The sequence below is a fragment of the Kitasatospora sp. NPDC092286 genome (assembly GCF_044755565.1).
Lineage (GTDB): Bacteria > Actinomycetota > Actinomycetes > Streptomycetales > Streptomycetaceae > Kitasatospora.
In genome coordinates, this window is the sequence record NZ_JBIVRD010000068.1 from 1 (window position 1) to 24253 (window position 24253).

Below are 24253 nucleotides of genomic sequence, written 5' to 3' on the forward strand. Positions count from 1 at the left end.
CCCGCGGAGCGGGTCCCTCCAGCCCTTCGGGCCTCCGTTTCGCGGCCGTCCTTCGGACGGCCGGCGGACCCGCTCCGCGTGTCCGTGGCCTTCCCTTCGGTCAGGCCGGCCCGGCTCCGCTCGGGCCCCGGGGCCACTCCGCTCCGCTCCATGGCCCCGGCGGGCTGATGCCCGTTCACATCGCTGAACTGGGATTTTGGCTGAACTCACGACAGGCTGACTAGGGGGAGGGGTGGATGTCGGGGGTGCGTGCGGGTCTGCGTCGCTCACGGCAGATTGGTCTGGACCACTACCAGACCACTGCTTCGACTCTCGGCGGGTCGAGGTGGTCGATCCTGCAGGGCGAGCAGTGGTCCTTACTGTATCAATCTACGAGCGTCAGACGATCCCGTCGTGAGCGGGGTCCGGATCCCGACTTTCGGGCACCCGCCGAAATTAGTTTCCAGTCTAGCGCGAGTTTCTGGTGTTTCAGAATTGGCCTGCCGTGAATTCCTGCCGGTGGCCCTACAGGGACTGGACGCGGAGAATATAGATGCGTTCGTCGCGCGGGACGGTCATGTACCAGAAAATGCCGTCTTCGACGTCGGCGGTTTTCATCTTCTCGCCGGACCCCTGGTAGGTGGTGCCGTCCAGGTAGAAGGCGGCGGCCGCGCGGACGATCTCGTCGGCCTTCCTCTCGACCTGGGCGACGAAGGCGAGCGGCGCGCCGGCGACGACGTTGTCCTCGTCCGGGTTGTACTCCCAGGCCCAGGTCACCCGCGCACCGCTTCGGCGGCGGCGTTGACGATGGCACCGGCGAGGGCGGCCTGCTGCTTGCGCTCTTGCGGGCTCTGGGCGTGGTGGGCGAGGTACTCGGCGCGGTGCAGCTCGGCGAGCGTCTCCGGGTGGCGTGCGATCTCGACGTCGACCGCCCACTTCGTGGTGAAGCGCAGCAGGGGCTTGAGGCTCTGGCGCTCGACGGCTTCGGTCATGGCACGGGCCTGGTCTTCGGTCATCTCGGTCAACCGGCTGGGCATGAGGGCGGCGACCGCCTCGTACAGGGCCAGGGGCGTTCGGGCGGGCTGTGGGATCAGCTCGGGACCATGGATCGGCTGGGCGCTCATCGGTACCTCCCTCTCAGGTGCCCAAGACACCGTACGGCAGCGCGCGACGGCCCGGTGCGAGGTGGTCACAGGCCGGTCATCGCGCGCAAGGCCGCCGGCAGCTGGAAGGCCGCGGAGCGGGCCCGCTGTTACAGGGCTTGGGGGCGGCGCCAGGCTGGCCTGGAGGCGGCCGCAGGGGCAGACCGGCGCAGCGCGGTGTCGTGGGCGGCTTCGATCCAGTTGGCGATGCGAGTGATGGTGTCGTGATCGAGGTGGGTGAGCCGGCCGACGGTGTGGTGGTCGGTTTCGGTCGGGTGGAGGCCGGCGCGGGCGAGGGCGGTGAGGAGGGGTTGGATCCTGGGGTCGGTGTCCGGGGCGAGCTGCTGCTCCTGGTTCGCACGCTCGGCGGCCTGGGCCTGGACGGTGGCTTCGGCGAGTTCGTGGGCGCGGGCCTCTCGGTTCCAGCGCTGGACGGTGGGGTCGCGGTCGGGGTCGTAGGTGGTGAGGTGTTCTTCGGCCATGACGTAGCCGATGCGGCGCCATTCCTTGTGGCGGGCGATGGCGTCTTTGATCATGGCTTCGTCGTCGTGGTTTTCGCAGACGCGTGAGCGGTGGCGTTCCCACATGGCGGCGTCTTGGGTTGCTTCGGTGATCTGTTCGCGGGTCATTCCGGTGGCCTTGCGGCGGACCGCTTCGCGCGAGTTGACGGTTCTTCTCATGGCTTTTCCCTTTCGACTTCACCAGTCAGGAATCTTTTAGCAGGGTTTTCGGAGGGAATGCAAACGGCGCCCGCGCGGGGTGCGCGGACGCCGCCTCTCCGATTAGTGGGATGTTCCGATCATGGTTTCTTTCTTCGCGGGCCGAAGACGGTCCGGGAAGGAGTTTCTATGGCATGGACCGCCCGTACGGGATCTGGGTCATGCTGAAGGGAAGTTCTCCAGTGGTTCTGGTGTGCTTCGGCCAGCGTTGTGCCTGGAGGAGGCGCACCTGCCACCAGGGGTCGTCGTCGGGCGGCCCGTGCTTCTCGGCGCGGCGGAGGGCGCGGGCGGTGGGCAGCTCCAGGATGATCGGCCGTCTCTTGGTGGTGCGGCGCCGGCGGTCGCAGGGCGGGCACTCCAGGCGGTCCGGGTGGGCGTTCTCGTCGAGCTCGTCCTCGGAGTCGTGGGCGCCGCCGAGCGGGCCCTCGCAGGTGTGGCACGGGTGCAGGGCGTCGTTGTGGGCGCGGGCGGCGAGCATCACCTTGCGCAGCCTCGCCGTCTCGGCGTCCCGCTTGGCCTTCTGGGCCCGCTGCTGTTCGGCTTGCTCCTGGTCCTCGCGTTCCTGGCGGCGCTGGGCGATGAGGTCCCAGTTGGGTTCGTCGTTGAGGGCGTCGGTGAGGGAGTGTCGGCCGGGTCGGCCGAAGCGCCACCAGATGGGCCCTTGCCAGCCGTGCTCGCGCAGGCGCTCGACGGTGGTGCCGAGCACGGGGATCTTGCCGTCGAAGGTGGCGTAGGTGACGCCCTCCTGCTCGTGTGTCTGGCCCTGCCAGTGCTCCCAGGTGGCGTTGCGCAGGTCTTCGAGGCGCTGTTCCAGGGCCTCGGGGCTGTAGCGGGGACGGCTGCCCCGGGTGCCCTGGTCCAGGACGAACAGGACGGGCGGGCGGACGGCGCGGCGGTGCCGGTAGCCGTAGGCGGGTTCGGGGACGTTGTAGCGGACCTCGACCTCCAGGCGCTCCTGGCCGCCGTCGTGGACGGTGCGGTCGAAGTACCGCTTGTAGTTGTCGACCTTGCCGGCGACCTTGCGGATGTCGGTCATGGTGCCCCGGTCGAGTTCCAGGAAGGCGACGGGGATGCCGAGCTCGGGCAGGCGGACGACGGCGTCGGGGATGACGGTGAACTTGCCGGTGATGGTGTGGGGTGTCTCGGTGGCCCAGGCCTCGATGCCGCCCGGGAGCGGGCCGGTGGGCAGGGCGCGGCGCGGGGGTGCTTGGCGTGTGTCGGTGCGGGGTGGGGCGCCGTGGGTGGTGGTGCCGGTGACGGCGGTGATGATGAGTTCGTTGACGAGCATGGCGTGCGGGGCGCCGGTGAGGCCGGCGCCGCGGGCGTGGCCGCCCATGTCGCGGTCGTCGCCGAGGGCTTCGGCGGCGGCGGCCAGGCCGAGTGGGGTGAGGCCGACGATCTTCTGCGCGCCGGGTCCGCCCGGCTTCGGCTTGGCGCCCGTTCCCTCGGCGGCCGGGGCGGTCTTGGGGGCGGGTCGGCGGCCCGGCGGCGAGGTGGTGCCGCGGACGTCGACCAGCTTGTGCTTCTCCAGGTCCCGGACCGCTTCGGCCACGTGCTCGACGCGGTGGTGGGCGCGGTACTCGTCGGCGGCGATCAGGGCGTGCAGTTGCTTGTAGGTGGCGATCTTCAGCACGCCCAGCGCGGCGAGGACGTCGGCGCGCAGCGGGGCGGTGGAGCCGTTGGGGTTGCGGGCGGAGCGGCGGAAGTGCAGCCGGCCCGGCCGGGCCGGCTGTTCGCCGTCGTGCCGCTCGCCCTGGCCGCCGTGGCCGTCGTCCTGGTCGTGGTCCATGCCCTGCCCCCTGGTGGTTCGTGGTGGTGATCTTCTCTGCTGTACCGCACACCACCGACATCGGGGCCGCCCTGCCCGCCCGCCTGCTCGCCCGCCGCTCGCCGCCCGCCTCACCGCGCGCCGACCACCGGGAGGCGCCCGGCCTCCCCGGCCGGGGAAAGGGGGAGGCCCCAGCGGCGATGGAGCGGGTGGGCAGCACTGGACCCGGCGGTGAACCCGAGCCCGACCTACCCAACTGCACCACCAACCACCAACCACCAACAGCTCAAAGAAGGGAAGGGAGAGGGTTGTCGGCAACTCTGAGTGGCCCGAATCCTGGGGCTGAGCTGGGGAAATGTCGAAAGGTCGGCGAATGCTTCCCCCCGGGGCACCACCCGGGGACGGCCCCGGGGAGACACCCGGGGAACTCCAGCGGGCTCTTTCGCCTCGCCAGCGCGCCGTTACGGCGGCTCAGGCTCTGATCGGACACTACCCCGGGCCGGCCTTCGGCACGCCGGATCGGCTGGCCTCGCCCCGCCGGGGCGGCCGGTCCGGGGTGACGAACGTGGGCCCGGCGGCGTTGGAGCGGGGGTGAGCAGCACTTCCACTCCCCGCCCTCGGCGCGGCGCCGGGTTGGGGCCGGGTGTCGGCGGCCGGGCCTTCGCCGTCGTGGGCCGGGCGCCGCGGTCCCCGCTCCCCTGGTCGCAGGAGTCGGTCGACGACGGGCTGCAGAGCGTGCTGGCCGGCCATCAGCGGCTGGTGGCCGCGCGGTGGGAGGCGGCGTTCGAGGACCTGGACGAGGACGTCCTCGGCGAGGTGGCCCAGGAGGCCCGCCAGGACGGGCAGGACCCGGCCGGGGCCGTCGACGTCTTCGTGCGGAGCCTGGTCCGGCAGCTGGAGGACTGGAAGCAGGCCGACGCCGCGCTGGCGAAGGCGGTGGACGAGGCGGCGCTCGGGAGGCCGTTGCCGGTGTGGGCGGCCGACGCCCTGGCCGCCGAGCAGGGCCGGCTGTGGGGCGCGCGGCAGGCCCTGCTCGAAGCCGTTGCCCGGCACCACCACGGCGGCCCCGCGCCCTGGTGAGGCCGGGTCAGCGGGCAGCAGCCGACCTGGTCCGGTGGGCGCGCAGGATGGCGTCCAGCGCCAGGTCCGCGGTGGGGAGGGTCCTGGGCCGGGACAGGTTGTCGACGAGGAGCCGGGCGCCGCCTTGTTGGTAGAGGCAGGCGATCCAGCCGGCCTGTCCCCACGGCCCGTCCGGCAGGGGCGCGGTCCAGCCGATCGGCGTGCTGTCGAGGCGCAGCTGGAGGACGCCCTTCGCCTCGGGGGTGAGCCAGGAGCCGAGTTCCCAGCCGGGGCCGAAGGTGGGCTCCAGGTCGTCCAGGAGGTCGGGAAAGTCGAAGCGGATCTCCGGGTCGGTGCAGGCCTCCCGCCGGGCCTGCTCGGCCGCCTCGGCCGCCGAGCGCCAGGCCGGCACCGACTCGGCGTCCGGCTCAGGGACGGAAGCGGGGGCGGGGTCGGGGGCAGAGGCGGGGGCGGGCGGCTGTTCGACCGGGGCGGAGGCGGGGGTGGGGGTGGGGGTTTCGCCTCGCGGGGCGTTTGTCTCCGCCGGGACGGCGTCGTCGTCCGGGTCCTCGTCGTGGTCCCAGCGGTCGATCCGCTCGCGCGAGCGGGCCATGAGGCGCTCGTGCTCGTCCAGGTGCGGCCAGCGGGCCTTGTCCCGGATGTCCTGCGCGGCCATGTAGGCGCGGGTGCCGTAGCCCGGCAGCACCTTGGCCAGTTCCGCGAACGCGGCGACCGGATCGCCGGTGGCGGTCTCCTCCAAGAAGCGCGTCAGCCGGCGGCGCATCGCCTCGGCGATGCCGAGGAGGTGTCGGCCGTCCTCGCCCCAGCGGGCCAGGACATCGTCGGCCCCTACGACGGCCGCGGGTGCAGCGGGTGCAGCAGGTGCTGCACTGGGCAATGCAGCGGCGGGGTCGGCTGCTGCACCGGTCGGTGCAGCGGTCGGGTCGGGTGCAGCGGCGCCTGCTGCTTGTGCTGCTTCGTCGCGGGCCTTGGCCTTGGCACGGTCGACCTTGCTGCGACAGGACCGCGAGCAGTAGGTCCGCGGCCGCCCGGTAGGACCCTTGAGCGCCGGGCTCGAGCAACCCTTCCGAGCGCAGCACCGGGCCGATTCCGCGTTGGTGGCCGGCTGGTCGGTGGCGGCGGTCGGCGGGGCGCTGTCCATGCCCGGGATCGTAGCCGCCGGGCCCGACGCACCGGCCGCATCACGCCTCGCTGCCCGGGGCGGGGCGAAACCTCGCCAACGGGTAGCAGGGCTGCTGCACCGGTTGTCCTGCTGCTGCACCGGCGTGCTGCGGTGCAGCAGCAGCGCTGCGCGGACGGCTGTGACCTGCGCTGGTGAGGTCGGCGGGGCGAAACTCACCGGCCGCCCGGGGCGGAACCACCGGGGTGGCGGAGAACTCACCGGCAGGTGCCGGGTAGTCCTGGCGGCCGTTCTGCGGGTGCGCGGCCGGCGGTGTGGGCTGGAGAGTGGGGTGGTGGGCATCGTGGTGGTGGTCGAGCAGCCGGAGGACCCGGAGCGCCTGGCCGTGCACGCGGCCGGCTCCGACCCGGACGTGCCCGGCGACCCGGCGGCGGTCACCGTCTGCGGGCTCGACACCGCGGGCATGGCCGTCGACCCGTGGCGGCCTGCGACGCCGGGGCAGCGCTGGTTCCCGCCCGACCTCGCCCGCTACGTCTGCCCGCGCTGCGACCGGGCCGTGCGATCGGTGTCATGAGAGCAGGTCAGCCGGGGGTGGCTTATAGATTCTTGCCCGCTTCGGAGGCGCCCGCCGGCGATGGCCCGTGGTTGTGCGTCCCGGGTCCGGCGGGCGCCCCGGCGGCATCGTAGCCGCAGCTGGCTCGCCGAAGACCGGCCGGCACGCGACGGCGAATTAGACGGTGACGTGGCGTTCGGAGTCGATCACGGACGGGTAGGGCTCGCCTGGCCAACGACCCGGAGGGGAGAAGCGGTGAGCGAGTCCGAGAACATCAAGTCGCTGATCATCAGCACGGTCCAGGAGCTGTGGGAGGACAAGGAGGCCCTGGAGAAGTTCCTCGGCGTGGTGCGGCGCAGCCCCGGCTTCAGCGGGATGGCCGACGAGTTCGGGAGGATTGGCTTTGTTCACGAGTTTGAGCAGCATTTGGATACCGCTTCGGGAGGCACCGAGAAATCGAACATCGGCGCCTTGCTCTTCAGCACCGCTCAGGTTCTGAGCCCGCCCCAAGGCTCAGAGCTGGACCTCGCCTCGAAGCTCCACTCACGGCCGCTTGCGACGCGACCGGGCGGCTATGTCCGCGTGCTGATGTAGTACTTCGGGCCGCAGTTGTTGACCGGGTAGCCGGTGGCCGTGTTCGTCCAGTTGTCGACCGGGGTTGTGCCGTCGGCGTACAGGGCTGTGGCCGCGAGCACGTAGCGGTGTTGGGCGGCGACGTACGTGTCGAAGGTGTTGCGCCAGCCGTCGCGGCAAATATTCGTGCCGGTGCCGGATTCCGGGCAGCGCATGCCAAGTGATGCGTACTTGCTGTTGTGCGTGATCGTTTTGAGGGCGTCGGCCGTTCGTTGGGCGTCGGTCGCGTTCTCGAAAACGAAGATCTCCAGCGACACCATAATGGGGGTGTTGGTGCCTCCGGCGCCCGGGCCGATGTAGTTCGCGAACAGGGTGCTGTTGCAGCCTCCCACGTTCAGCGCGCTCTGGATGGGGGGCGACATGCCTTGTGCTTCGCACCCGTGCACGCTGCTGGAGGTGAGCACGTACACGGACCCGAGTTGGTTGACGTACGTCGGCGGCAGCATCGCCGCCGCAGTGAGCGGCACGGGGTCGGTCGACGCGTCGTCCATGACGACCGGGGCGAAGGCTGTCGGGTTCGGGGTTCCTTGAGCGCCACTCGTCGCAGTGGTGGGCGGGGTGATGGACTTGCCGCTCTTGTCCACGTCGCCGCCCCTACTCAGGAGAATCGCCCCGGCGATCAGTCCGGCGCAGACGACTGCTGCCCCGGCGGCGAGGAACCCCGTTCTCGGCCCGCGCGGTGCGCGCGGAGGCGGGACCTTCGACATCGTCATGGCCTGGGCCTGCGCCACCGTCGGGCGCCGGGCCGGGTCCTTGTCCATCAGGGCGGTGACCAAAGGCCCCAGCACACCAGCCCGCCTCAACGGTGGGGCGGTTTCCAGGATGACGGCGGCCATCGTCGCCGCCGCGGTCGCGCGGCGGAACGGGGAGACGCCTTCGACCGTGTGATACAGCGTCACGCCCAGCGAGTAGAGGTCCCCCGCGCTGCCGTTGGCATCCCCGTTCAGTTGCTCCGGCGCCATGTATTCCAGCGATCCGATCACCGACCCGGATACCGTGAGCCGCGTGTCAGCCTCGTGCGTGGCGATGCCGAAGTCAGTGAGGAGGATTCCGCCGTCATCGGCCAGCAGGACGTTGCCAGGCTTCACGTCCCGGTGCACTATCCCCGCCGCATGGGCGGCGCCAAGTGCGTCGAGAACGGCCAAGGCGACGCCCACGGCCTCCGCAACAGGCAACGGTCCGTCCTCGTCGATGCGCTGCAGCAGCGACATCCCGCGCACCAACTGCATGACCAGCCAAGGCATGTCGTCCTCGATGAGGATGTCGTGGACGGTGACGATGTTGCGGTTGTCTCGCAGCGCCGCCGCGTTGCGCCCCTCGCGCTCGGCCCGGGCCAGCCGGTCGGCCTGCTCCCGAGCCGAGGCTGCGGGAGGCAGCCACACTTCCTTGACTGCGACCTCGACCCGCAGGCTCTCGTCGACCGCTCGCCACACCTGTCCGAAACCGCCCGAGCCCAGTGGCTCTACGAGCCGGTACCGCCCGCCGACCAGTCGGCCAGGCTCCCCGCGCAGTGCCACATCGCCCCCCGTGATGCTTTCAACGCTGCTGATTTCGCGCCAGGCTACCGCTGTCGGCGGGCCGTGTAGTCATCTACGCCCGACACAGACATCCGATCTGCCGGCCCCCGCTGTCAGGGCTGGCGGAGTCCCCAGAGAATCGAACATCGACCCTCCTCCGTGCCTCCCGAAGTGGTGAACATCTGCCGTCCGTTCTCGTGAACAGAGCCAGGAGGATGACCGTCCGGCCGGCGAACGCCACGTTCTACGGCGTCAGGAGCAAGGAGTTCCAGGCGTAGCGGGGCCCCGGTCCGCACGGTGGCCCGCTCCTGCGTTTTGGGGGCGGGCCACCGCTGTGACCTGGGGTGGGGAGTTTGGCGGGGCGAAACTCACCGGTCGCCGAGCGGAAACTCACCGGCCCGCCGTGACCGTGGTGGTGCTGGCGAGTTCACCGGTCATGACGAACATGACCGTCCAGGTGGACGAGGTGGACCTCGAGGACGAGAACCGGGAGCAGCAGGAGCGCGAGCAGCGGCACGTGGTGAACGGACTGCTCGCCGAGGCGGGCGAGGCGGGCCGGCGGGCGGCCGGGTGGGTGCGCGAGCTCGCCGGACGGCAGACGGAGGAGGCGCACCGCACGGTGCTGGGGCGGGCGGCCGACGCCGTCGAGCAGGCCTGCGGGCGGGAGGTCGTCCCCGGCGGCGACGGGCAGCTGCGCGAGGAGCTGGCCTACGACCTGGCGGCCGACATCGTCACCGGCAGCCCGTACGCGGCCGGGATGCCGGAGCTGACGATGGGCGAGCGGATCGCGCTGATCACGGTCTGCGGTGTCGCCGCGTCGATGCCGGGGGCGGTGTTCGGCGACCTCGGCCGGGAGCTGCCCGCGCTGGCCGCCACGATGGACGCCGCCCGCGCCCTCGGGCTGGAGTCGACCGCGGACGGCAGCGCGGGGTAGAGGCCGGGTGACCGTCGGCCGGCCGGGGAGGTGGTGCCTCGCGTTCGGGGTGCTCGGTCAGCGCTCCCCGGTGCCCGGTTCGGGGTCGGCGGCGAGGGCGCGCAGCAGCGCTGCGGTCTGGGCGTCGGTGAGCAGGGTGCCGGCGGCCCGGCGGCGTACGTCATCGGCAAGGCCGAGTTCGGCTTCGAGCGCGAGCATCGCTGCGGGTGTGTCGGTGGCGGGTGTGCCGTCGGGGTTGTGGCCGAGGCAGATGAGCGGCTCCGGCAGGGTGCCGCAGCGGGAGCAGCGCAGGTCGTCGGGGGCCGGTGTCACAGGTGCATCAGGTGTCACAGGTCGGCTCTCCTATCAGGGGAAATGGGGGGTTGATGTCACAGGTGACACAGGTCGAATCGGATATAACTGGGTGAATCGGGCGCACCGTTGTCACAGGTGTCATAGATCGTTTGGGCGATCTGTGACACCTGTGACACCTGTTCCGTCACCCCGTCACTGCCCCTCGCTATCGCCTTCGTCGTCGGTTTCGGGCGGCACCCCGGCGATCCGGCGGAACCGCCCCGCGGCCTGGGTGAGCAGCGCGAAGGCCAGCCCCAGCGACTCCTCGGTGCTGGGCAGGCCGGGGGTGTCGTCGAAGGACGGCGTGTAGTGGTGGGTGACGAGCGCGGTCGCGGCGGCGGTCAGCTCGCGCGCGGCGGCCAGGCTCTCGACGTCGGGGGCAATCTGGTCGGGGCCGGCCAGCCGGTCGAGGTCCGTCACCAGCAGCCCGAGGCGCTGCACCAGCACCAGGCGCTCGGCGTCGTTCGCGGCGGGCAACGTGGCGGCCACGACCTCGGTGCGGACCGGCCCGTACGCGGCGCGCAGCGCCTCGAGGTCGATCCCGGCCAGGGCCGCGTCCATCTCGGCGCCGACCAGGTGCGCCTCGGCCGCGCCGAGCAGCGCGTAGGCCAGCATCACCGCACGGGTCGGATCGTCGGCAACCCGGTCGGGCCGCCAGTCGGCGCCCAGCACGGCGAGAGCCTCCCGCAGCTGCTCGACGTGCTCGCCTTCGCGGCCGGCCACCCGCTGCTCCCTCCGTCGCACCCGTCTGCTGTCCAGGGTGCTCCTCGGCCAGTCCGGCCGGGGCACGGCCGGGGCCGGTTCACCTGATCGGGCGGCGGACCAGCCGGACAAGGGGCGGGTCAGCGGTTCCCGGCCGGGCGGTGGCCGAGCAGCAGCATCTCCGCCTCGGCGAGCCGCTCGTCGGCCCTGGCCGGGTCGCCCCGGAGTAGTTGGGCCTGCTCGACCACCGAGGCGAGCAGCACGAGGAGGCTGCTGTCGCCGTACCGCTCCGTCCAGGAGTCCACCAGCTCCACCTGGTGCTCCGTGGCAGCGGCCGGGCTCTCGGCCTGGAGGCGGGCGCGCAGCAGCGCGAGGGCTGCCAGGGCCGCGTCGGCGGCCAGCTGGTCGGGGCCGTAGGGGCTGGGGGTGGTCATCCGGTCATCCTGGCCCGCTGCCCGGACCGGCGTCAGCCGAATGCCGGACGAGAGGACCGGGAGCTTGGTCCGAAGCAAGGTGCAACGCGGCGTGCAACACGAGACATCAGGCCCCATTTCCGGGCATCATCGCAGGTCAGGGGCGCAACACGGCGCAACGGCTGTCGTTGTGTTGCACCTCGCGTTGCACCGTATTGCACCCCTGTGTTGCAGTGCCGCCCGGTCGGCCGAGACGCTGGCCGGACCGGCGGCGGGTGCGGTCAGCCCTGGCCGTCCAGGGCGGAGGCGAGATGGCCGGGGCCGAGCCGACGGCGGGCACCAGGCACGACGGGCGGCGCGACCGGCGCGTCGTCGGGCGCGTTGTCGGCGGGCGGCTCCAGGAACGGGGCTTGGCCGACCGGGAGCAGTCGGGCCTGGTCGGCGGCCTGGACGGGTGTGTCGGTGGCGGGGGAGGAGAAGACATCTCAGGAAGCCAGGGGGCAAGCGGTAGGCCGTGTTGGCCGTGCGGTGTGCCGATTTTGGGCCGCTCGTCGGTGGTGGGGTCTAGGGTGCGGTGCCGTGGACGCTGCTGATCTTGATCGTCAGGCCAGGACTCTGTCCGGCTGTATCCCGCCCGAGTTCGTCGTGCAGATCCTTGAGCGAGGCCACGAACACGAGGTGGCGTTGCAAGCCGGCCAGGGCGAGTGGTTCTGCGCACGGGCATGGGCCCAACTCCTTGGCGAGCGCGGCCGGCGGGACGATGCACTGGCGGTGCTGGCTCCGTACGTCTCCACCGGATGGTGGCCGGCCGCCCGGGCCCAGACGGAGCTGTTGGAGAGCTGGGGCCGGGCATCGGAGGCGCTCACGCTGGCTCGCCCGTACGCGGCGGCCGGGGGACACGCGCTGGAGTTCTTCGCGCGCCTGCTGGCCCGGCACGGGCATGCTGCGGATGCCTATCAGCTGTTGAGCGCCGGAATCGAGGACTGGGTCCTTGCCACCGCCTTGGTTGATGTCGCCGAGCTTGCCGGCCTGGACGAAGACGCTGCCCGCCTGCTGTCCGAGCACGTCCCGAACGACCACCGTTGCGATTCCCCGTGGTGCTGCCAGGGCGGCCTGGACGCTGATACCGCACTCGGCCTGCTCGCCAAGATCCGGGAGCGGCAAGGCCGCACCGACGAGGCCATCGCCCTGCTGCGCACGCGGCACATCACCTCCGTCAATGGCCGCGACCAGCTCGCCGACCTGCTGGCCAGGCACGGCCGGCTCGACGAACTGCGCGAGTACGCGGCCACCGACGTCCACGGGCACGCCACTCAGCGCCTGGCCGAGGTGCTGGAGGAACGCGGTGACGTCGAAGGCGCGGTCGCCCTCTACCGGCAGGCGGACGGGGCCGTGGCAGGCGGCCCGAACGCGGCGTACGACCTCGCGCAGCTCCTGGCCCGGCACGGACGTGGCGGCGAGGCAGTCGACGTGATGCGTGCCCAGGCCGATGCCCGCCCCGGCGACGACTGGATCCTCCACACCCTGGCCGGCCTCTGCCTCGACCAGGGCAGGCCGCAGGACGGCCTGGCCCACCTCGACGAGCTCAAGGCCGCCCGAGGCGGTGAGGAGGAGTGGGACCTGTTCTGGATCCGCCTGCCGCTGATCGCCGCCAGCTCCGGGCCCGACGCGGCGCTCCGGCAGGCATCGGCCCATCCCGAAGGCGACAGCGCGTACGCCGCCGAGCACATCGCCCGGGTGCTGCACGACGCAGGCCGCACCGAAGAGGCCATCGGTCTCCTCGACCGGCACCTCCCGGCCAACCGCAGTGACATGGCCGGCTACTTCATCAGCCTCTACATGACCGACCACGCCGTGGAACTTCTCCAGCAGCACGACCCTCGTCCGACTGGTCAATGGAGTGGTACCTGGTCCAGCGAACCTCCGTTTTGATGGTGCTCCGCTCACCATCCAGTAGTTATGCCGCCGCCGCTGAGGTAGGCCGCTGTGGGACGGCGAAGGCAAGCTGTTCGTCGAACGGGCGGCGGTTCTGAAGGCAGTGGTGGAGCTGTCCGAGGAGGCGGTTGAGGAGGTTGCGTTGGGCTCCGGCGTGCCAGTCTCCGTGGTCGCGCCGGCGGCGGTAGTGCGCGTCGGCGCCCGGCGAGTTGCGGAGTGAGGAGAAGGCCCAGAGGAAGCCGGCGTGCATGAGCCGGTCGTTCTTCACCATGCGTCTGCCAACGTGGCTCTTCTTGCCGGAGGCCCGAGTGATGGGCGCGGATCCGGCGTAGGCCTTGAGGCCGCGGGCGTCGGCGAAGCGGGTCCGGTCGTCGCCGATCTCCGCCAGGACCCGAGCGGCGAGCTGGACGCCGAGGCCGGGGAAGCTCAAGTAGATCTCGGCGTCCGGATGCTCCCGGAAGGCGGCCTCGACCACCTGGGCGAGATCATCGGCGGCCTGGCAGGCCGCGTCGAACTGCTTCAGGAGCGCGAGCAACTGGTGGCCGAAGGCGGCCTCGACCGCGTCGGGGTGGCGGGGGTGCTCAGCTCGGAAGACGTCGCGGAGCCGTTCTGCCTCCGGATCGATGCCGCGGGTGCGGCCGGAGCGCTTGAGCGCGGCCCGCAGCTGGGCCACGGAGAGCTTCGCTGCCCGGGCCGGTGTCGAGGCAGCGGCGAGCACCGCGCGGGCTTCAGGCCGGGCCAAGCCGCCAGCCTTGCTCTGGAAAGCTTCCAGCGCGGCGGGGTAGTACTCGCGCAGGAGCGAGCGGATCTGGTTGCCGAGCTGCTGCCGGTTCCAAACGGCGTCCTGTTGGGCGCGGGCGAGCACGGTAACGGCCCGGCTCTGGTCGGAGTCTGCGGGCAGCGGCCGGTGCATGGGCATGTCGGTGCGCAGGATGTTCGCCAGCACGAGGGCGTCGCCGGGGTCGGACTTCTTGCGGCTCACGCCGTGCCGGTCGCGGTAGCGGGCGGCGGCGAGCGGGTTGATCGCGAACACCTGCCGGTGGCCTGTGCGCAGGACGGCGACCAGCAGGCCGTGGCTGGTCTCGATCGCCACAGGAATCGGGTCCGCTTCGGTGTCACCGTGCTCGGCGAGCAGATCCAGCAGCAGCCGGTAGCCGGCCGCGTCGTCGGTGATCCGGCGCTTGGCCAGCTGTTCGCCGGTGTCGTCTACCAAGGCCACATCGTGGTGGGACTCGGCCCAGTCGATGCCGCAGAAGATCTTCAACGTACTCTCCCAACGTTGCCTGTTTTTGCAGTTCGGCGAGCACATGCGGGTCACGCGGCGCCCTAATCCCAGGACTCTTCGGTCCGCCATCTCAGTAGCCGTTCATGACACCAGCGCGCCCCAGGGGCCCCAGCCTGTACAAGAGTTCGAAGGCTCGCGGACTCAAGAAGGGGTCAGCCCTGGAACGGGCTCGCACCACGACCACGGAAACACGATCACCGGTGGGTTTCGCGGCAGCCCGAGGACGCCGGGCCATGCCGCTCTTCTCCTGAGACCTCGCAGGTCAGGGCTGCCACAGGCGTCAGCCCGACACCCACGCGACTACCACGAAACTCACCAACTTGACGGCACCGCTCTAGCGATAGGCCTCGCGGGCCAGGACGGTCCAAGGTGTCCGCCACCCGAAGTCATTCCAGATCGGACCAACCCAGAGTGATCTGGAACCGCCTTCACTACGGATTAGGGCTGCCACAGCGGGCGGCGGTCGGCACTCATGATCGTCAGTGTCGCAGGCCCGTACCCACGTAGTGGGGAGATCCGGCGGACGGAGCTCCTCGGGAGCTCTGTCGTGTCCGCTTCTCCTTCTGGGACCTCATTCGAGGTCCCAGAAGGAGAAGCGTCCCTGGCCAAGAGCCCCGAGCATCAGGCGCGGCCGGTTCGGCCGTCACGGGCCGGGGTGGACCTCCAGCCGCTTCTCACCAGGGCGACGCGGGGCGAGCACCGTGCTGTAGTGCTTGTCGAAGGTGAGCAGAGCCGGGCGGGTGAGGCGCCAGGCGAGGGCGGCGTTGACGCAGTCGGCCAGGCCGAGCCGCACCCCGAGGTGGCGGCGCATCAGCTCCTCCGCCTCCGCGAGCAGCGGGCGGTCGACGGTGGCGATCTGGACTCGGCCCTGGCCGGCGAGCGCGCCGATCCGGGTGACCGCGTCCACCGCCGCCCGCTCCCCGGCGCGGGTGTGCAGCAGGTGGTCCAGCTCGGCCAGCACCAGCGGGGAGATCAGCAGGATCCTGGGGACGTTCAGTGCTTCCACCCCGGCCTTGTGGAGTACGTCGCGGGCGTTGAACGCGGCCAGCAGCACTCCGGTGTCGGCCACCGCGAGCAGCGGGGCGGCCGGTCCCAGGGCAGCGGGGGTCACTGGCCGAAGCCTTCGGCCAGGTAGTCGTCCGCGTGGGCCGCGAGGTCTGGCGGGCCGTCGAACAGCGCCCAGTCCGCGAAGGCGGACTCGCCGATCGTGGTGGTCGGCAGCTTCAGCGTGCCGGCCGCGTACTCCAGCGCCAGCGCCTCGGCCGGGCGGCCCAGCACGCCGGCCAGCTCGCGCAGCACCGCGGCCTCCAGCCCGGCCACCGTCACCTGCGCCGTGATCGGCCTCTCCTCCGGGCCCGCCGGGGGCTGTGCCTGCTCACCCATCACCAGTACCTCTCTGTCCAGGACCGGCCCGGCCGGTACGGCCGGGCGCAGCGGGTTGCCGTCACCGGGGCAGGGGCAGGATGCCGAGTTCTTCCAGCTTGTGGCGCTTGGCGTCGTAGGCCGTGGCCTCCTCGGCGAGGTCGGCCGCCCAGTCGGCGAGCTCCTGGGCGAGCTCGGCGACCGGCCGCCCGGTGTTGAGGTGGTTCTCCCTAAAGCGCGCCATCGGTCCGAAGCCACGGCCCGTGCCGGAGCCGAGCTCGCGGAAGGCGTCCGAGATGCCGTGCATGCCGCCCATCAGGCCGGAGTGCGCGAGGTTGTACTCCTCCAGCAGCTGGCTCTTGTCGGTCTCGCCCGTTTCGTCTGTCACGACGACCAGCCTCCCACCGCCCCGCCCCGCTCCGGACCCACTTCACCGGAAAGAGCGAGCGGCCACCACCACGCGGGGTAGGGCCGCCGACGCCTGCAGTTTGGGGAGCGCCGGCCGCCTGCCTCAGTCCCCGGTGCGCAGGCCGGCGAGGGCGGCTTCGGGCAGGGACGGGAGTAGAGCATGCGGGCGGATGCCTGTGGACAGATCCGGCAGCGCCCACGCCGACCGGAAGAACTCCCCAGTGCCTTGAAGTCAACACACTGTAGGATTCGTGAATCCGTTCGGCGTCCCCTCGGACGAGGACGCCCCGTTGAGACTCAGGTGCTCCATGCTGCCCTCCATATCCCTGGCCCCACCGCCTTGCCGCCAGCCGGTGACGTGCTGACCCGCAACCAGGCCGCCAGCCTCCTGGGACTGTCCCCGAACACCGTCACCAAGCTTCTGAACAGCGATTTCCTCCCCGACCTGCGCGCCTCCCGGGTCCTGGCGCTCTCCCGCGCCCCACAGGTCACCGTCACCACGGGGTACCTGCCCGTGCTGCGCACCGCCGCCGCCGCACCGCCCGCCGACCCTGCCGAGGACCCGCGGCCCTTTCTCGGCGACTCTGCCACCATCAGCGACCTCGAGTTCCTGGAGGCGAACCGCATGTGGTGGCGCTGCGACGCCGAACGGATCGTGCAGGCCGGGGTGCTAGCGATCGCGGTGGCCGGCTGGGTGACCGGTGTCCTGTCCATCCACGCCCGAGAGGACTCCCGGGTGGGCCGGACCGAGATCCGGCACTCCTTCAAGGCCGAGGTCGCCGGCCGGGTCGGCCTGCTCGACGACCCGAACTCCTACCGGGTGCTGGCCACCGATCCCGCCCTGGCGACGCTCACCGGCCAGTTGCTCGGTGCCCGGGTCCAGGCTGCGGTCTCCGGCGGCCCGATCGCCTACCTCGAACCCTGACCTTCCGGCTTCAAGCGCCCGTCGGCTACGGGTGCGGGCCGATCAGCAGCACGGTGACCACCCCGCCGTCCTCGTCGCCCTGGTGCTCGTCGGTGCTGCCAGCCGGGCCCCAGGTCCAGAAGAGCCGCCAGGCGCCCGCGCCCCGGTCGACGTAGGAGTCGAAGACCCGCTCGCCGAGGTGGCCGGGCAGGGCGTGGTAGCGGTGGGTGCGCAGGCCGGGGTGCCTGGGGTCGGCGGCGAGCCGGTCGAGCGCGCGGCGGATCCGGCGCAGTCGGCCGGGGTCGGCGCGGCGGCCGCGTTCGAGGCAGTGCAGGGTGCGGGCGGCGGCGGGGGCGTAGTGCAGCGTCGGCAAGGCGTCTCCTTCGTCCGGGCATGGAAAAGGGCCCGCCCCGGGTGGGGCGGGCCCTGGTGGGTCCGGTGGTGCGGCGTCGCGCGGGCGGCGGGCCCGGGTCGGTCAGCCGGTCTCGGCGGCGGTCTGGACGGCTTGGGCGCAGGCGGAGGGACTGGTGTGCCAGTAGCGCAGTTGGCCGTCGCTCTTCTCGCCGGGCAGCGGCATGTCGGACAGCCAGTGGCCGGTGATCGGCAGGCCGCAGTCCGCGCACTGGTGGAGGCCGGTGGCGGTGGTGCCGTGGGTGTCGGTGCAGCCGACGTCGGCACAGGCCAGGTCGGGGTGGGCACTCTGGTGGCCGGTCAGCACGCAGCTGTCGCAGTGGCCGGGCAGGCCGGCGGCGCGGCGCTCGGGGGAGGGTGTGCCGGTAAAGCGGGCCGTCGCCGCCGGGACCGGTACGAGAGGCGGGTTGTCGTTGTTCTCGATTTCGTCGTGCATTTCTTAATTCCTTTTCCTCTGTGGGTTTCCGAGGGAATTGACAAGGATGACCCGGCTGCTTTTCAGCGGCCGGGCCCCGGTATTTTTGGCGACACGGATGGTGGCTGGAGGGGTCAGAGCTCGATGTCCATCCAGTTGACGCTGTTGAGCTCGACCTTCGAGACGCCGCGGGCGCGGTGGCCGTTGTCCTTGAAGTAGTGCTCGCGCAGGGCGTCGGCGAGCAGCTCCTCCTGCTCGGCCTCGGTGGCTCCGGCGTCGCGCAGCTCGTAGAGGGCCTGGGCGACGCTGCCGGGCATCTTGAGGTTCTCCAGGACCCGGTCGCGGGGGTCGTCGGTGGAGCCGGCGGAGGAGGTGAAGCCGAAGGCGCCGCTGATGTGGAGGGTGAAGCCGTTCTTCTCGGCGGCCTTGCGGGTGCGGTCCTTCACCCTGGGCTGCCACTTCGAGCGGACCTGCTGTTCGACCTTCTTCGCGGCGGCGGGCTTGGGGGTGCCCTGGCCCTTGAGCCAGCGCTGCACGGTGCGCTGGCTGACGCCGAGCTCCTGGGCGAGCTGCCGGGTGGAGCCCTTGGCGCCCTTGAGCAGGAACCGCATCCGGGCGGCGGTGGACTGCGGGATCGGGCGGGTGCGCCCGGCGCGTTCCAGGCCTTCGTCGATCTCCCCCAACGTGGGTCTCCTTCCGTGGAGGGTGGCGGTGCGGTGGTGACGGTGGTGGTGGGCGGTCTGCCCGGCGGGTCGGCGCCGGGCAGGCCGGGGGTCAGCGGGTCCAGCCGATGTGAGTGAGGCGGTGGCCCTGGTCCTCGAGGTCGCGGCGGGAGGATGCCTCCTCCCGGGCGTAGACCAGCGGCAGCACCAGGTCCTCGCCCGCGTCGCTGGTGGGCACCTGGGCCCAGACGGTGCCCTGTTCGTCCAGCAGCACCGCGGCGTGCTCGCCGCTCGGCGCGGTCGCCACCGGCACGAGGCCGGCCTGCTCGGCCGCCTGCAGCCAGAGGCCGGCCTTCTCGGTCAGCTCGGCCCGGATCTCCGGCTTCAACCGGATCCAGGCGGCCCCGCCCGTCCTGGTGCGGTTCCAGTAGGCGACGGCGAGCTGCTCCACGCGCGGGTCGGGCGCGTGGGTGGTGTCGGCGGCCGGGGCCGGCGGTTCCCGCCTGGTGGTGGCCCGGGTGGGGTCGAGCTCCAGGGCCAGGTAGTAGAAGAAGCCCTCCCGGCTCTGGACCGTGATGCCCTGCACGGGCAGCGGATCGGGCAGGGGCTCCTGGCGGGGAAAGACGGGGACGTCCTCGTCGGGAAGCGCGACCACGAACGCGGGGTCGTTGAGGATCGCCGCGGCCACCGCCTCCGTCGGAATCGGCTCGGTCATGGGGGCGTCGGTGAGGGGCGACGTGCTGTTCAGCCTGATCCGGTAGGCGATGCCCTCGGTGGTGGTGAACCGGACAGTGTCGCCGGGTTCGGCGGCGGCGGTGGCGATGTGCGGGCTGTTGCGCAGCGCGGCGGCGATGCGTTCGGCGTCGTGGTCGACTGCGAGCTGCCCGGCCTGCGGGTCCTGGTCCATGCGGTCCCTCCCTGTCGTTGCGGCCGCCGGTCGGCGGCCGTGCTGGTGGCCGTGTGCGGTCGGACCGCCCTGGACTCGGCCGCACACGGTGCTACTCGTCGTCGGAGACGACGCCGCCCGGCTTGATGTTGCTGGCCGGGTTCGCCCCGTCCGCGAGCAGGTCGACGATCTCCGCGATCGGCCGGCTCCCCTCGAACTTCACGTGCCCGGGGCTGACGCCCAGGCGCAGCGCGGTGGTGAGGGTGCCGTCGGGGCGGGTGAGGACGTCGAGGGCGTCGGGGCCCGGGGAGGTGAAGACGGCGCAGTCGGAGAGCACCGCGATCGGGCGCAGGCCGGTCTCGGCGGCCATCTTGCGGAGCTTGCGGTGGAGGTTGACGGTGGCGGTGTCGATGACCAGGGCGCGGGTGAGCGGTTCCCAGGTCGGCCGTTCCAGGGCGGCCCAGGGCTCGCCCGGCTTGTAGCCCTTCTGGCCGCGAGGGCGCTGGCGGAACGCGCCGATGGTCGACTTGGCGGTCTGCTTGATCGCGGCCAGGACGGCCAGCTCGGCCGGGTCGCCGGCGGTCTTGAGGTTCGCCATGGCGTCGAGGAACGCCACCGGGTCGGTCTCGGCCAGGTCGAGCGGGACGCCGAGGGCGGCCATCGTGTCGACGTAGGCCTGGCGCAGGTGCTTGTGCCACGGGTCGAGGTAGGGGCCGTGCTCGTGCCGCAGCCACCCCTCCAGCGGCTGCACCTCGAAGCCGAGCTCGATGGCGTAGGCGACCTTCACCGTGGTGTACCAGCCGGGTCCGGTCGGCCGCTCGCCGTCCTGCGAGAACGGGCTCGGGAGCAGCGGGTCCGTCTCCACGTGGGAGAGGTCGACCCACCAGGAGCCCGGCAGCTTCTTGTCGAAGACGGGGTTGAGCTCGTGCACCGCGTCGGACAGCGGCAGCGAGAGCCGGCCCGCCGCCGCGAGGAACGCGGTGTTCACGTCCAGGCCCACCGCGAAGGGCGCCGCGGCCTCCTGGTCGGTGAGGTCGCGGAACCAGTCCCAGGCCTCGGTGACCAGCTCGCCGTCGGCCGGGCGGCCCTGGGCGAGCGGGTGGATCGAGGGCACCTCGGGCGGCGCCGGCTGAAGTGCCCGCTGGCGGGAGCCTTCCACCGGCCCGGACTTCCAGCCGGTCTCGGTGCGCACCGCCATGGTCGGCGGGCGCAGGGCGGTGACGAGTTCGATGCCGGAGACGGCGGTGGAGCCGCGGGGTGTGAGGACGCGGGTGGCGTAGGTGCCGAGCAGGCGGGCCAGGTCCGGCGCGGCGAGGCCGTCCGGGATCTGCCAGCCGCCCGAGGCCAGCGCGCCCCAGCCGGGGATGCACAGCTGCACACACTGGCGCCGGCCGTCCTCCGGGGTGCGGTAGACCCGGGCCCACGGGCCAAGTCCCCGCTGGGTGAGCAGCCAGCCGGTCTTCTCGACCTGCTTGACGGCCTTGTGGGTCTTCGGCAGCTGGCCCAGGCGCTGGACGAACTCCTTCTTCTCGTCCCGGCCCATCCGGGGCAAGCCGAGCTCCGCCAGGGCGGCGTCGGCGAGGACGACCAGGGCGTCGCCGTCCTTGCCGTGCCGGTGCAACCTCGGCGAGCCGAGCTTCACCTCCAGCGCCCACTCGACCACGTCGGCGAGCATGCGCCCGGCTGGCGCGGTCGGCGCCTGGGTGCCGTCGGCGAGGTAGGCCACCAGGGCCCGGCCGGACGGGGCGACGTCCAGCACGGCAAGCGGGCCGGCCGGGAAGCGGGCCGCCGCGGCGGCCTCCCAGTCGGACGGCCCCTCAGCCGCGGCCGCCGCCTTCGCCGGGGCCTTCCGCGCCCGCGAGGACACCGCCGGACGCGACGACCCGGCGCGGCGCGGCGCAGCCACCGGACCGGCCGCAGGGGCGGCCTGGCGGGGCGCAGCGACCGGAGCGACCGAGGCAGCCGGCTCCAGCGCCGCCACGGCGGCCGGGGCGACGGGGGCGGGCTGCTGCTGGACGGCCGGGGCGGTGGAGGGACGGCAGAACCCTCCCAGGTGCATCGGCAGTCCCTGGCACCGGTAGACCGACGGCTGCCCGCACTGCACACACAGCGCAGGCTGCTGCATCAGCAGCGAGCCGTCCGGGTTCTGGTCCAGCATCACCGGCTGCGCCGGCGGGACCGGCTGCTCGGCCACCGGGACGGCGGCGAACGCCTCCGGCACGACCGGCGCCGCGTCGGCAGCAGCCGGCACGCCGGGCGCGGGGAACCGGGCGGCCAGGCCCCGCAGCAGCCGGGCGTAGTCCCCGCGCTGCGGCGGCCTCGGATCGCTGCGCCCGGTCTCCCAGGCCCAGATCGTCTCCTCCCTCACCCCGACCCGCTCGGCCACCCGGCCCCGGGTCAGCTTCGCCGCCAGGCGCAGCCGCTTGCGCTCGGCCGGCGGCGGGAGCTCCTCTTCGTCGATCTCCGCGAGCAGCGCGTCGATCGGATCGATCCCCTCGGTCATGACGTACCTCCTGCCACCATCGTAGTGCAGTTTCTAAGCCTGGATCTAATGATTTGCTAACCCGTGAGGATGGTTCCGAGCCGCTCGGATTGACCGGGTGACCCGTCGCAGCGAACTTTCATCAGTCTCAGCGGAGTTTGACTGGTTGCCGGTTGTCTCACCGGAGTTTGACCGCCGGGTTCGGCACCCGATGATGGCTGTACCTTGAGGTGGGCGGTTCAGCGGGCCCGGAGAAAACTGAGGTCGACTGGGCGTTCGCTGCGACACAATCTCAGGATGATCGGCAACCGGATCACCTATCGCACCGCGGACGGCGTCCGCATACCCGGAACGTGGCGGCACGTCTTCATCCGCAACGGCCAGTACCACCTCAGCGACCTCTTCATCTACGCCGACGGGCTCATCGACTGCTGGGGCCTGGTCACCATCGAGGAGTTCGAGGAGAAGCTGCGTACCGGCTGGGTGGCCACCAGCCTCCCGGAGGGCGCGGAAGCATCCGCGTTCGAACTCGCGCACTGGAAGTTCAGCGAACCGCAGAGCTGGCAGACGCCCGAGCTGCTGGTCGCCGAAGTCCGCGACACCATCGACCAGCTGAATGGGCGGCCCGACTCGACCGGCCGCTGCCTGGAAGCAGTCGATACCTTCCTCGCTGACCGGACCGAGGAGAACCGGGCCGCGGCCCGCGCCGCGTTCCTTGCGATCCCGGAGTCGCAGCGCCGCTACGCGCTGGGCGACATGGACCGCAAGGACTGGCCGTTGCGGGTGCTGGTGGCCGGGCCCGGAGGCCAGACCTACCTGTCGTTCGACGGATCGGTCACGCAGGAGGCCTACGACAGTGCCCTCGCGTACTTCGAGGAGCGGGCCCGTTGGAGGGCCGAGCGGTCCAAGCGCGTCCCTGCGGACGGACCGGTGGCGTCGCATGCTCCGGCAATCCACGTCGTCCAGACGTTCCCAAAGGAGCCGGTGGACGATCCCGGCATGGTCGGCCTGCGCAACGACTACCCTGCCCCGGTCATCGTGGGGGAGGCCAGCTACCCCTCTGTCGCCCATGCCTACTGGGCTCTGTCGGTTGCTCAGCCCGAGGTCCGGGGCGCGATCGCCACGGCGGAGACTGCCTTCGCGGCGCGCAAGCTCGCAGCCGAGGCGCCTCGCCGCGAGGGCTGGGAACATGTCCGGACCGCCGTCATGACGCGCCTGCTGCGGGCCAAGTACGACCAGCACCCCGAGCTGGCCGAGATCCTGCTGGCGACTGACGACGCCACCGTGATCTACGACGACATGGACTCGGCCTTCTGGGGCGACAACGCCGGTCGAGGGCGCAACTGGACGGGGCGTCTCCTCGAACTGGTCCGCTCCGAGCTGCACATGCGGCGGACCGAGATCCAGGGGCTGTGACCGGACCAGGCGAGTAGCTCTCGAGAACCCCCAACGGCATCAAGCACTCAGGGGGCTTCGTCCTCGATGGTGTTGGGGTTCTTGTAGAGGGCGAGTTCCGCCTGCGTTGCGCGAATGACCCTGGCGTGGCATCGCTTTGAGCAGGTGGCGCGTGGCCGGTAGGCGGCGCGGACGATCATGGCTCCGCAGCCGGGGCAGTTTGTGATCGTTCGCTGGCCTGGGAGGATGCTGTGGCTTGAGGGGGCGGTGGCCAGCAAGGTGCTCCGGCGCCGGCAGCGGGTTGAACACCACCATGGGGGCGGCCCCGGAGAGGTCTCCGGTTTCGGGAGACGTCCGCAGTATTCGCAGGCCGGCTGGTCGGGTGACGGTGGCGGCGAGCGGTCAACGACTACGGCATCAAGTTCAAGCACCGCGTCTACGACAGCCCCGAACTCGACCCGCTCCGCCGCCAGGACTCCGGCATCGCCGCCAAGCATCGCCGACGCGGTCGCCGCCCTCCTCACCCGCGCCCACCACGGACAAGCCCGGCCGCCGCGACCGGCGGGTCGCCGGCTCTCCCGCAACGTCCCCCGCTGGGACACCACACGCCGCGAACTCATCAGGTCCATGGCCGCCGGCGGCCTGACCACGACAGAGATCTGGGCCCGGATGATGGACGAGCACGACACCCCGCTCACCTACAGCGGCCTCAACACCTTCCTCACCCAGGAGAGATCCACCCCCACCCACACCTCCCAAACCGGCGTGCAGTGACGAGCAGAACTGCCTGATCAGAACATGGCCCACGCGTCGCCTGGCAGATAGTGGAAGGCGTCGTCCATGGCGTCGGCAGGCAGGAAGACCGGGCGAGTAAGCAACCGATCGCCAGCCCGCTGTACGCACAGCACCACCCCGAGCGTCAGCGATCCGGCCTCCGCCCCGGGCAGGTAGAACAACTCCGTTCGGGTCTCCGCACTGTCCGCGCGGCAGCCGAACGCCTCGAAGCCGCCGCCGCGCAGCCGGACGGTCTTGTACACGGCCGACTCGGTGCGCGCGTTGAGGTTGCGAATGGACGGCACGGCGCTCTCCCCGGACTCGGCTCTCACGCTCTTGGACCAGAGACTAGGGCGCGTATTCGGTCGTGATCAATCTGTGTGATTCACCTTCGCGGCGGGTCCTGATCCGGTAGACCGTGGTGTGTGACGCGAGCGCAAC

The 24253-nt window shown here is 71.7% G+C and carries 27 protein-coding genes; 8 read left to right on the forward strand and 19 right to left on the reverse strand.

Features of this window, described 5'->3' with window-relative positions; all coding sequences use genetic code 11:
* Window positions 1-504: 504 nt before the first annotated feature.
* From ACIQIB_RS37490 to ACIQIB_RS37505, 4 genes are all read right to left on the reverse strand, one after another.
* Window positions 505-756 carry a hypothetical protein gene (locus ACIQIB_RS37490; protein WP_400763620.1) on the reverse strand — a complete coding sequence of 84 codons (252 nt, stop codon included), beginning with the start codon at window positions 754-756 and terminating at the stop codon, window positions 505-507.
* Window positions 753-1103, reverse strand: a complete 351-nt coding sequence (locus ACIQIB_RS37495; RefSeq protein WP_400763623.1) for a hypothetical protein — start codon at window positions 1101-1103, stop codon at window positions 753-755. The genes ACIQIB_RS37490 and ACIQIB_RS37495 overlap by 4 nt, the downstream gene beginning before the upstream one ends.
* Window positions 1104-1231: 128 nt before the next feature.
* The gene (locus ACIQIB_RS37500) at window positions 1232-1801 is read right to left on the reverse strand and encodes a hypothetical protein (RefSeq protein WP_400763625.1); all 570 of its coding nucleotides are present in this window, start codon (window positions 1799-1801) and stop codon (window positions 1232-1234) included.
* A 166-nt stretch (window positions 1802-1967) separates the two neighbouring features.
* Window positions 1968-3629, reverse strand: coding sequence for a replication-relaxation family protein (locus tag ACIQIB_RS37505; protein ID WP_400763628.1), 1662 nt, complete (start codon window positions 3627-3629; stop codon window positions 1968-1970).
* Between the two features lie 570 nt (window positions 3630-4199).
* Here ACIQIB_RS37505 and ACIQIB_RS37510 point away from each other — a divergent pair.
* The gene (locus ACIQIB_RS37510; protein ID WP_400763630.1) at window positions 4200-4688 is read left to right on the forward strand and encodes a hypothetical protein; all 489 of its coding nucleotides are present in this window, start codon (window positions 4200-4202) and stop codon (window positions 4686-4688) included.
* Between the two features lie 7 nt (window positions 4689-4695).
* Here ACIQIB_RS37510 and ACIQIB_RS37515 read toward each other — a convergent pair whose 3' ends face one another.
* On the reverse strand, window positions 4696-5565 hold the full coding sequence (locus ACIQIB_RS37515) for a hypothetical protein (RefSeq protein WP_400763633.1): 870 nt from the start codon (window positions 5563-5565) through the stop codon (window positions 4696-4698).
* Window positions 5566-6139: 574 nt separating this feature from the next.
* Between ACIQIB_RS37515 and ACIQIB_RS37520 the strand changes: the two genes are divergently transcribed.
* The gene (locus ACIQIB_RS37520) at window positions 6140-6382 is read left to right on the forward strand and encodes a hypothetical protein (protein ID WP_400763636.1); all 243 of its coding nucleotides are present in this window, start codon (window positions 6140-6142) and stop codon (window positions 6380-6382) included.
* Between the two features lie 234 nt (window positions 6383-6616).
* Window positions 6617-6955, forward strand: a complete 339-nt coding sequence (locus tag ACIQIB_RS37525; RefSeq protein ID WP_400763639.1) for a hypothetical protein — start codon at window positions 6617-6619, stop codon at window positions 6953-6955.
* On the opposite strand, the gene ACIQIB_RS37530 is transcribed toward ACIQIB_RS37525, so the two are convergent.
* On the reverse strand, window positions 6934-8511 hold the full coding sequence (locus ACIQIB_RS37530; RefSeq protein ID WP_400763641.1) for a serine/threonine-protein kinase: 1578 nt from the start codon (window positions 8509-8511) through the stop codon (window positions 6934-6936). The two genes, ACIQIB_RS37525 and ACIQIB_RS37530, sit on opposite strands and share 22 nt — an antisense overlap.
* Window positions 8512-8947: 436 nt before the next feature.
* On the opposite strand from ACIQIB_RS37530, the gene ACIQIB_RS37535 reads away from it, so the two are divergent.
* Window positions 8948-9445: a hypothetical protein gene (locus ACIQIB_RS37535; RefSeq protein ID WP_400763643.1), complete on the forward strand. Its 498-nt coding sequence runs from the start codon at window positions 8948-8950 to the stop codon at window positions 9443-9445.
* A 57-nt stretch (window positions 9446-9502) separates the two neighbouring features.
* Here the strand turns inward: ACIQIB_RS37535 and ACIQIB_RS37540 are convergent, their stop codons facing one another.
* The 3 genes from ACIQIB_RS37540 to ACIQIB_RS37550 all read right to left on the reverse strand — a co-directional run bounded on the left by ACIQIB_RS37540 (window position 9503) and on the right by ACIQIB_RS37550 (window position 10914).
* Window positions 9503-9757 carry a hypothetical protein gene (locus ACIQIB_RS37540; protein ID WP_400763646.1) on the reverse strand — a complete coding sequence of 85 codons (255 nt, stop codon included), beginning with the start codon at window positions 9755-9757 and terminating at the stop codon, window positions 9503-9505.
* Window positions 9758-9931: 174 nt separating this feature from the next.
* Entirely contained in the window at window positions 9932-10501 is a 570-nt protein-coding gene (locus tag ACIQIB_RS37545; protein WP_400763649.1) for a hypothetical protein, read from the reverse strand.
* A 119-nt stretch (window positions 10502-10620) separates the two neighbouring features.
* A complete protein-coding gene (locus ACIQIB_RS37550; RefSeq protein WP_400763651.1) occupies window positions 10621-10914 on the reverse strand; it encodes a hypothetical protein in 294 nt (97 codons plus the stop codon).
* A 657-nt stretch (window positions 10915-11571) separates the two neighbouring features.
* Between ACIQIB_RS37550 and ACIQIB_RS37555 the strand changes: the two genes are divergently transcribed.
* Window positions 11572-12825 carry a tetratricopeptide repeat protein gene (locus tag ACIQIB_RS37555; protein WP_400763654.1) on the forward strand — a complete coding sequence of 418 codons (1254 nt, stop codon included), beginning with the start codon at window positions 11572-11574 and terminating at the stop codon, window positions 12823-12825.
* A gap of 25 nt (window positions 12826-12850) precedes the next feature.
* Here the strand turns inward: ACIQIB_RS37555 and ACIQIB_RS37560 are convergent, their stop codons facing one another.
* The 4 genes from ACIQIB_RS37560 to ACIQIB_RS37575 all read right to left on the reverse strand — a co-directional run bounded on the left by ACIQIB_RS37560 (window position 12851) and on the right by ACIQIB_RS37575 (window position 15863).
* Complete coding sequence (locus ACIQIB_RS37560; protein ID WP_400763690.1) at window positions 12851-14137, reverse strand: IS110 family transposase; 1287 nt, start codon at window positions 14135-14137, stop codon at window positions 12851-12853.
* A 619-nt stretch (window positions 14138-14756) separates the two neighbouring features.
* Complete coding sequence (locus tag ACIQIB_RS37565) at window positions 14757-15224, reverse strand: type II toxin-antitoxin system VapC family toxin (RefSeq protein WP_400763656.1); 468 nt, start codon at window positions 15222-15224, stop codon at window positions 14757-14759.
* Window positions 15221-15496 carry a hypothetical protein gene (locus ACIQIB_RS37570; protein ID WP_400763658.1) on the reverse strand — a complete coding sequence of 92 codons (276 nt, stop codon included), beginning with the start codon at window positions 15494-15496 and terminating at the stop codon, window positions 15221-15223. Before ACIQIB_RS37570 ends, ACIQIB_RS37565 begins: the two co-directional genes overlap by 4 nt.
* Before the next feature lie 61 nt (window positions 15497-15557).
* Entirely contained in the window at window positions 15558-15863 is a 306-nt protein-coding gene (locus ACIQIB_RS37575) for a hypothetical protein (protein WP_400763661.1), read from the reverse strand.
* Between the two features lie 360 nt (window positions 15864-16223).
* Between ACIQIB_RS37575 and ACIQIB_RS37580 the strand changes: the two genes are divergently transcribed.
* Entirely contained in the window at window positions 16224-16808 is a 585-nt protein-coding gene (locus ACIQIB_RS37580; protein WP_400763664.1) for a hypothetical protein, read from the forward strand.
* Between the two features lie 25 nt (window positions 16809-16833).
* Here the strand turns inward: ACIQIB_RS37580 and ACIQIB_RS37585 are convergent, their stop codons facing one another.
* The 5 genes from ACIQIB_RS37585 to tap form a co-directional block, all read right to left on the reverse strand.
* Complete coding sequence (locus ACIQIB_RS37585; protein WP_400763667.1) at window positions 16834-17160, reverse strand: type II toxin-antitoxin system RelE/ParE family toxin; 327 nt, start codon at window positions 17158-17160, stop codon at window positions 16834-16836.
* A 102-nt stretch (window positions 17161-17262) separates the two neighbouring features.
* Window positions 17263-17634, reverse strand: a complete 372-nt coding sequence (locus ACIQIB_RS37590) for a hypothetical protein (protein WP_400763670.1) — start codon at window positions 17632-17634, stop codon at window positions 17263-17265.
* A 113-nt stretch (window positions 17635-17747) separates the two neighbouring features.
* Complete coding sequence (gene tpg, locus ACIQIB_RS37595) at window positions 17748-18296, reverse strand: telomere-protecting terminal protein Tpg (RefSeq protein ID WP_400763673.1); 549 nt, start codon at window positions 18294-18296, stop codon at window positions 17748-17750.
* 91 nt (window positions 18297-18387) lie between these two features.
* Window positions 18388-19182, reverse strand: a complete 795-nt coding sequence (locus tag ACIQIB_RS37600; protein WP_400763676.1) for a hypothetical protein — start codon at window positions 19180-19182, stop codon at window positions 18388-18390.
* Window positions 19183-19273: 91 nt separating this feature from the next.
* Window positions 19274-21664 carry a telomere-associated protein Tap gene (tap, locus tag ACIQIB_RS37605; protein ID WP_400763679.1) on the reverse strand — a complete coding sequence of 797 codons (2391 nt, stop codon included), beginning with the start codon at window positions 21662-21664 and terminating at the stop codon, window positions 19274-19276.
* A 276-nt stretch (window positions 21665-21940) separates the two neighbouring features.
* Here tap and ACIQIB_RS37610 point away from each other — a divergent pair, with 276 nt between their 5' ends.
* Complete coding sequence (locus tag ACIQIB_RS37610; protein ID WP_400763682.1) at window positions 21941-23059, forward strand: NADAR family protein; 1119 nt, start codon at window positions 21941-21943, stop codon at window positions 23057-23059.
* A gap of 606 nt (window positions 23060-23665) precedes the next feature.
* Window positions 23666-23812 (forward strand): hypothetical protein, encoded by a 147-nt coding sequence (locus tag ACIQIB_RS37615; protein WP_400763685.1) that lies wholly within the window; start codon window positions 23666-23668, stop codon window positions 23810-23812.
* A 17-nt stretch (window positions 23813-23829) separates the two neighbouring features.
* On the opposite strand, the gene ACIQIB_RS37620 is transcribed toward ACIQIB_RS37615, so the two are convergent.
* Window positions 23830-24117 carry a hypothetical protein gene (locus ACIQIB_RS37620; protein WP_400763688.1) on the reverse strand — a complete coding sequence of 96 codons (288 nt, stop codon included), beginning with the start codon at window positions 24115-24117 and terminating at the stop codon, window positions 23830-23832.
* Between the last annotated feature and the right edge of the window lie 136 nt (window positions 24118-24253).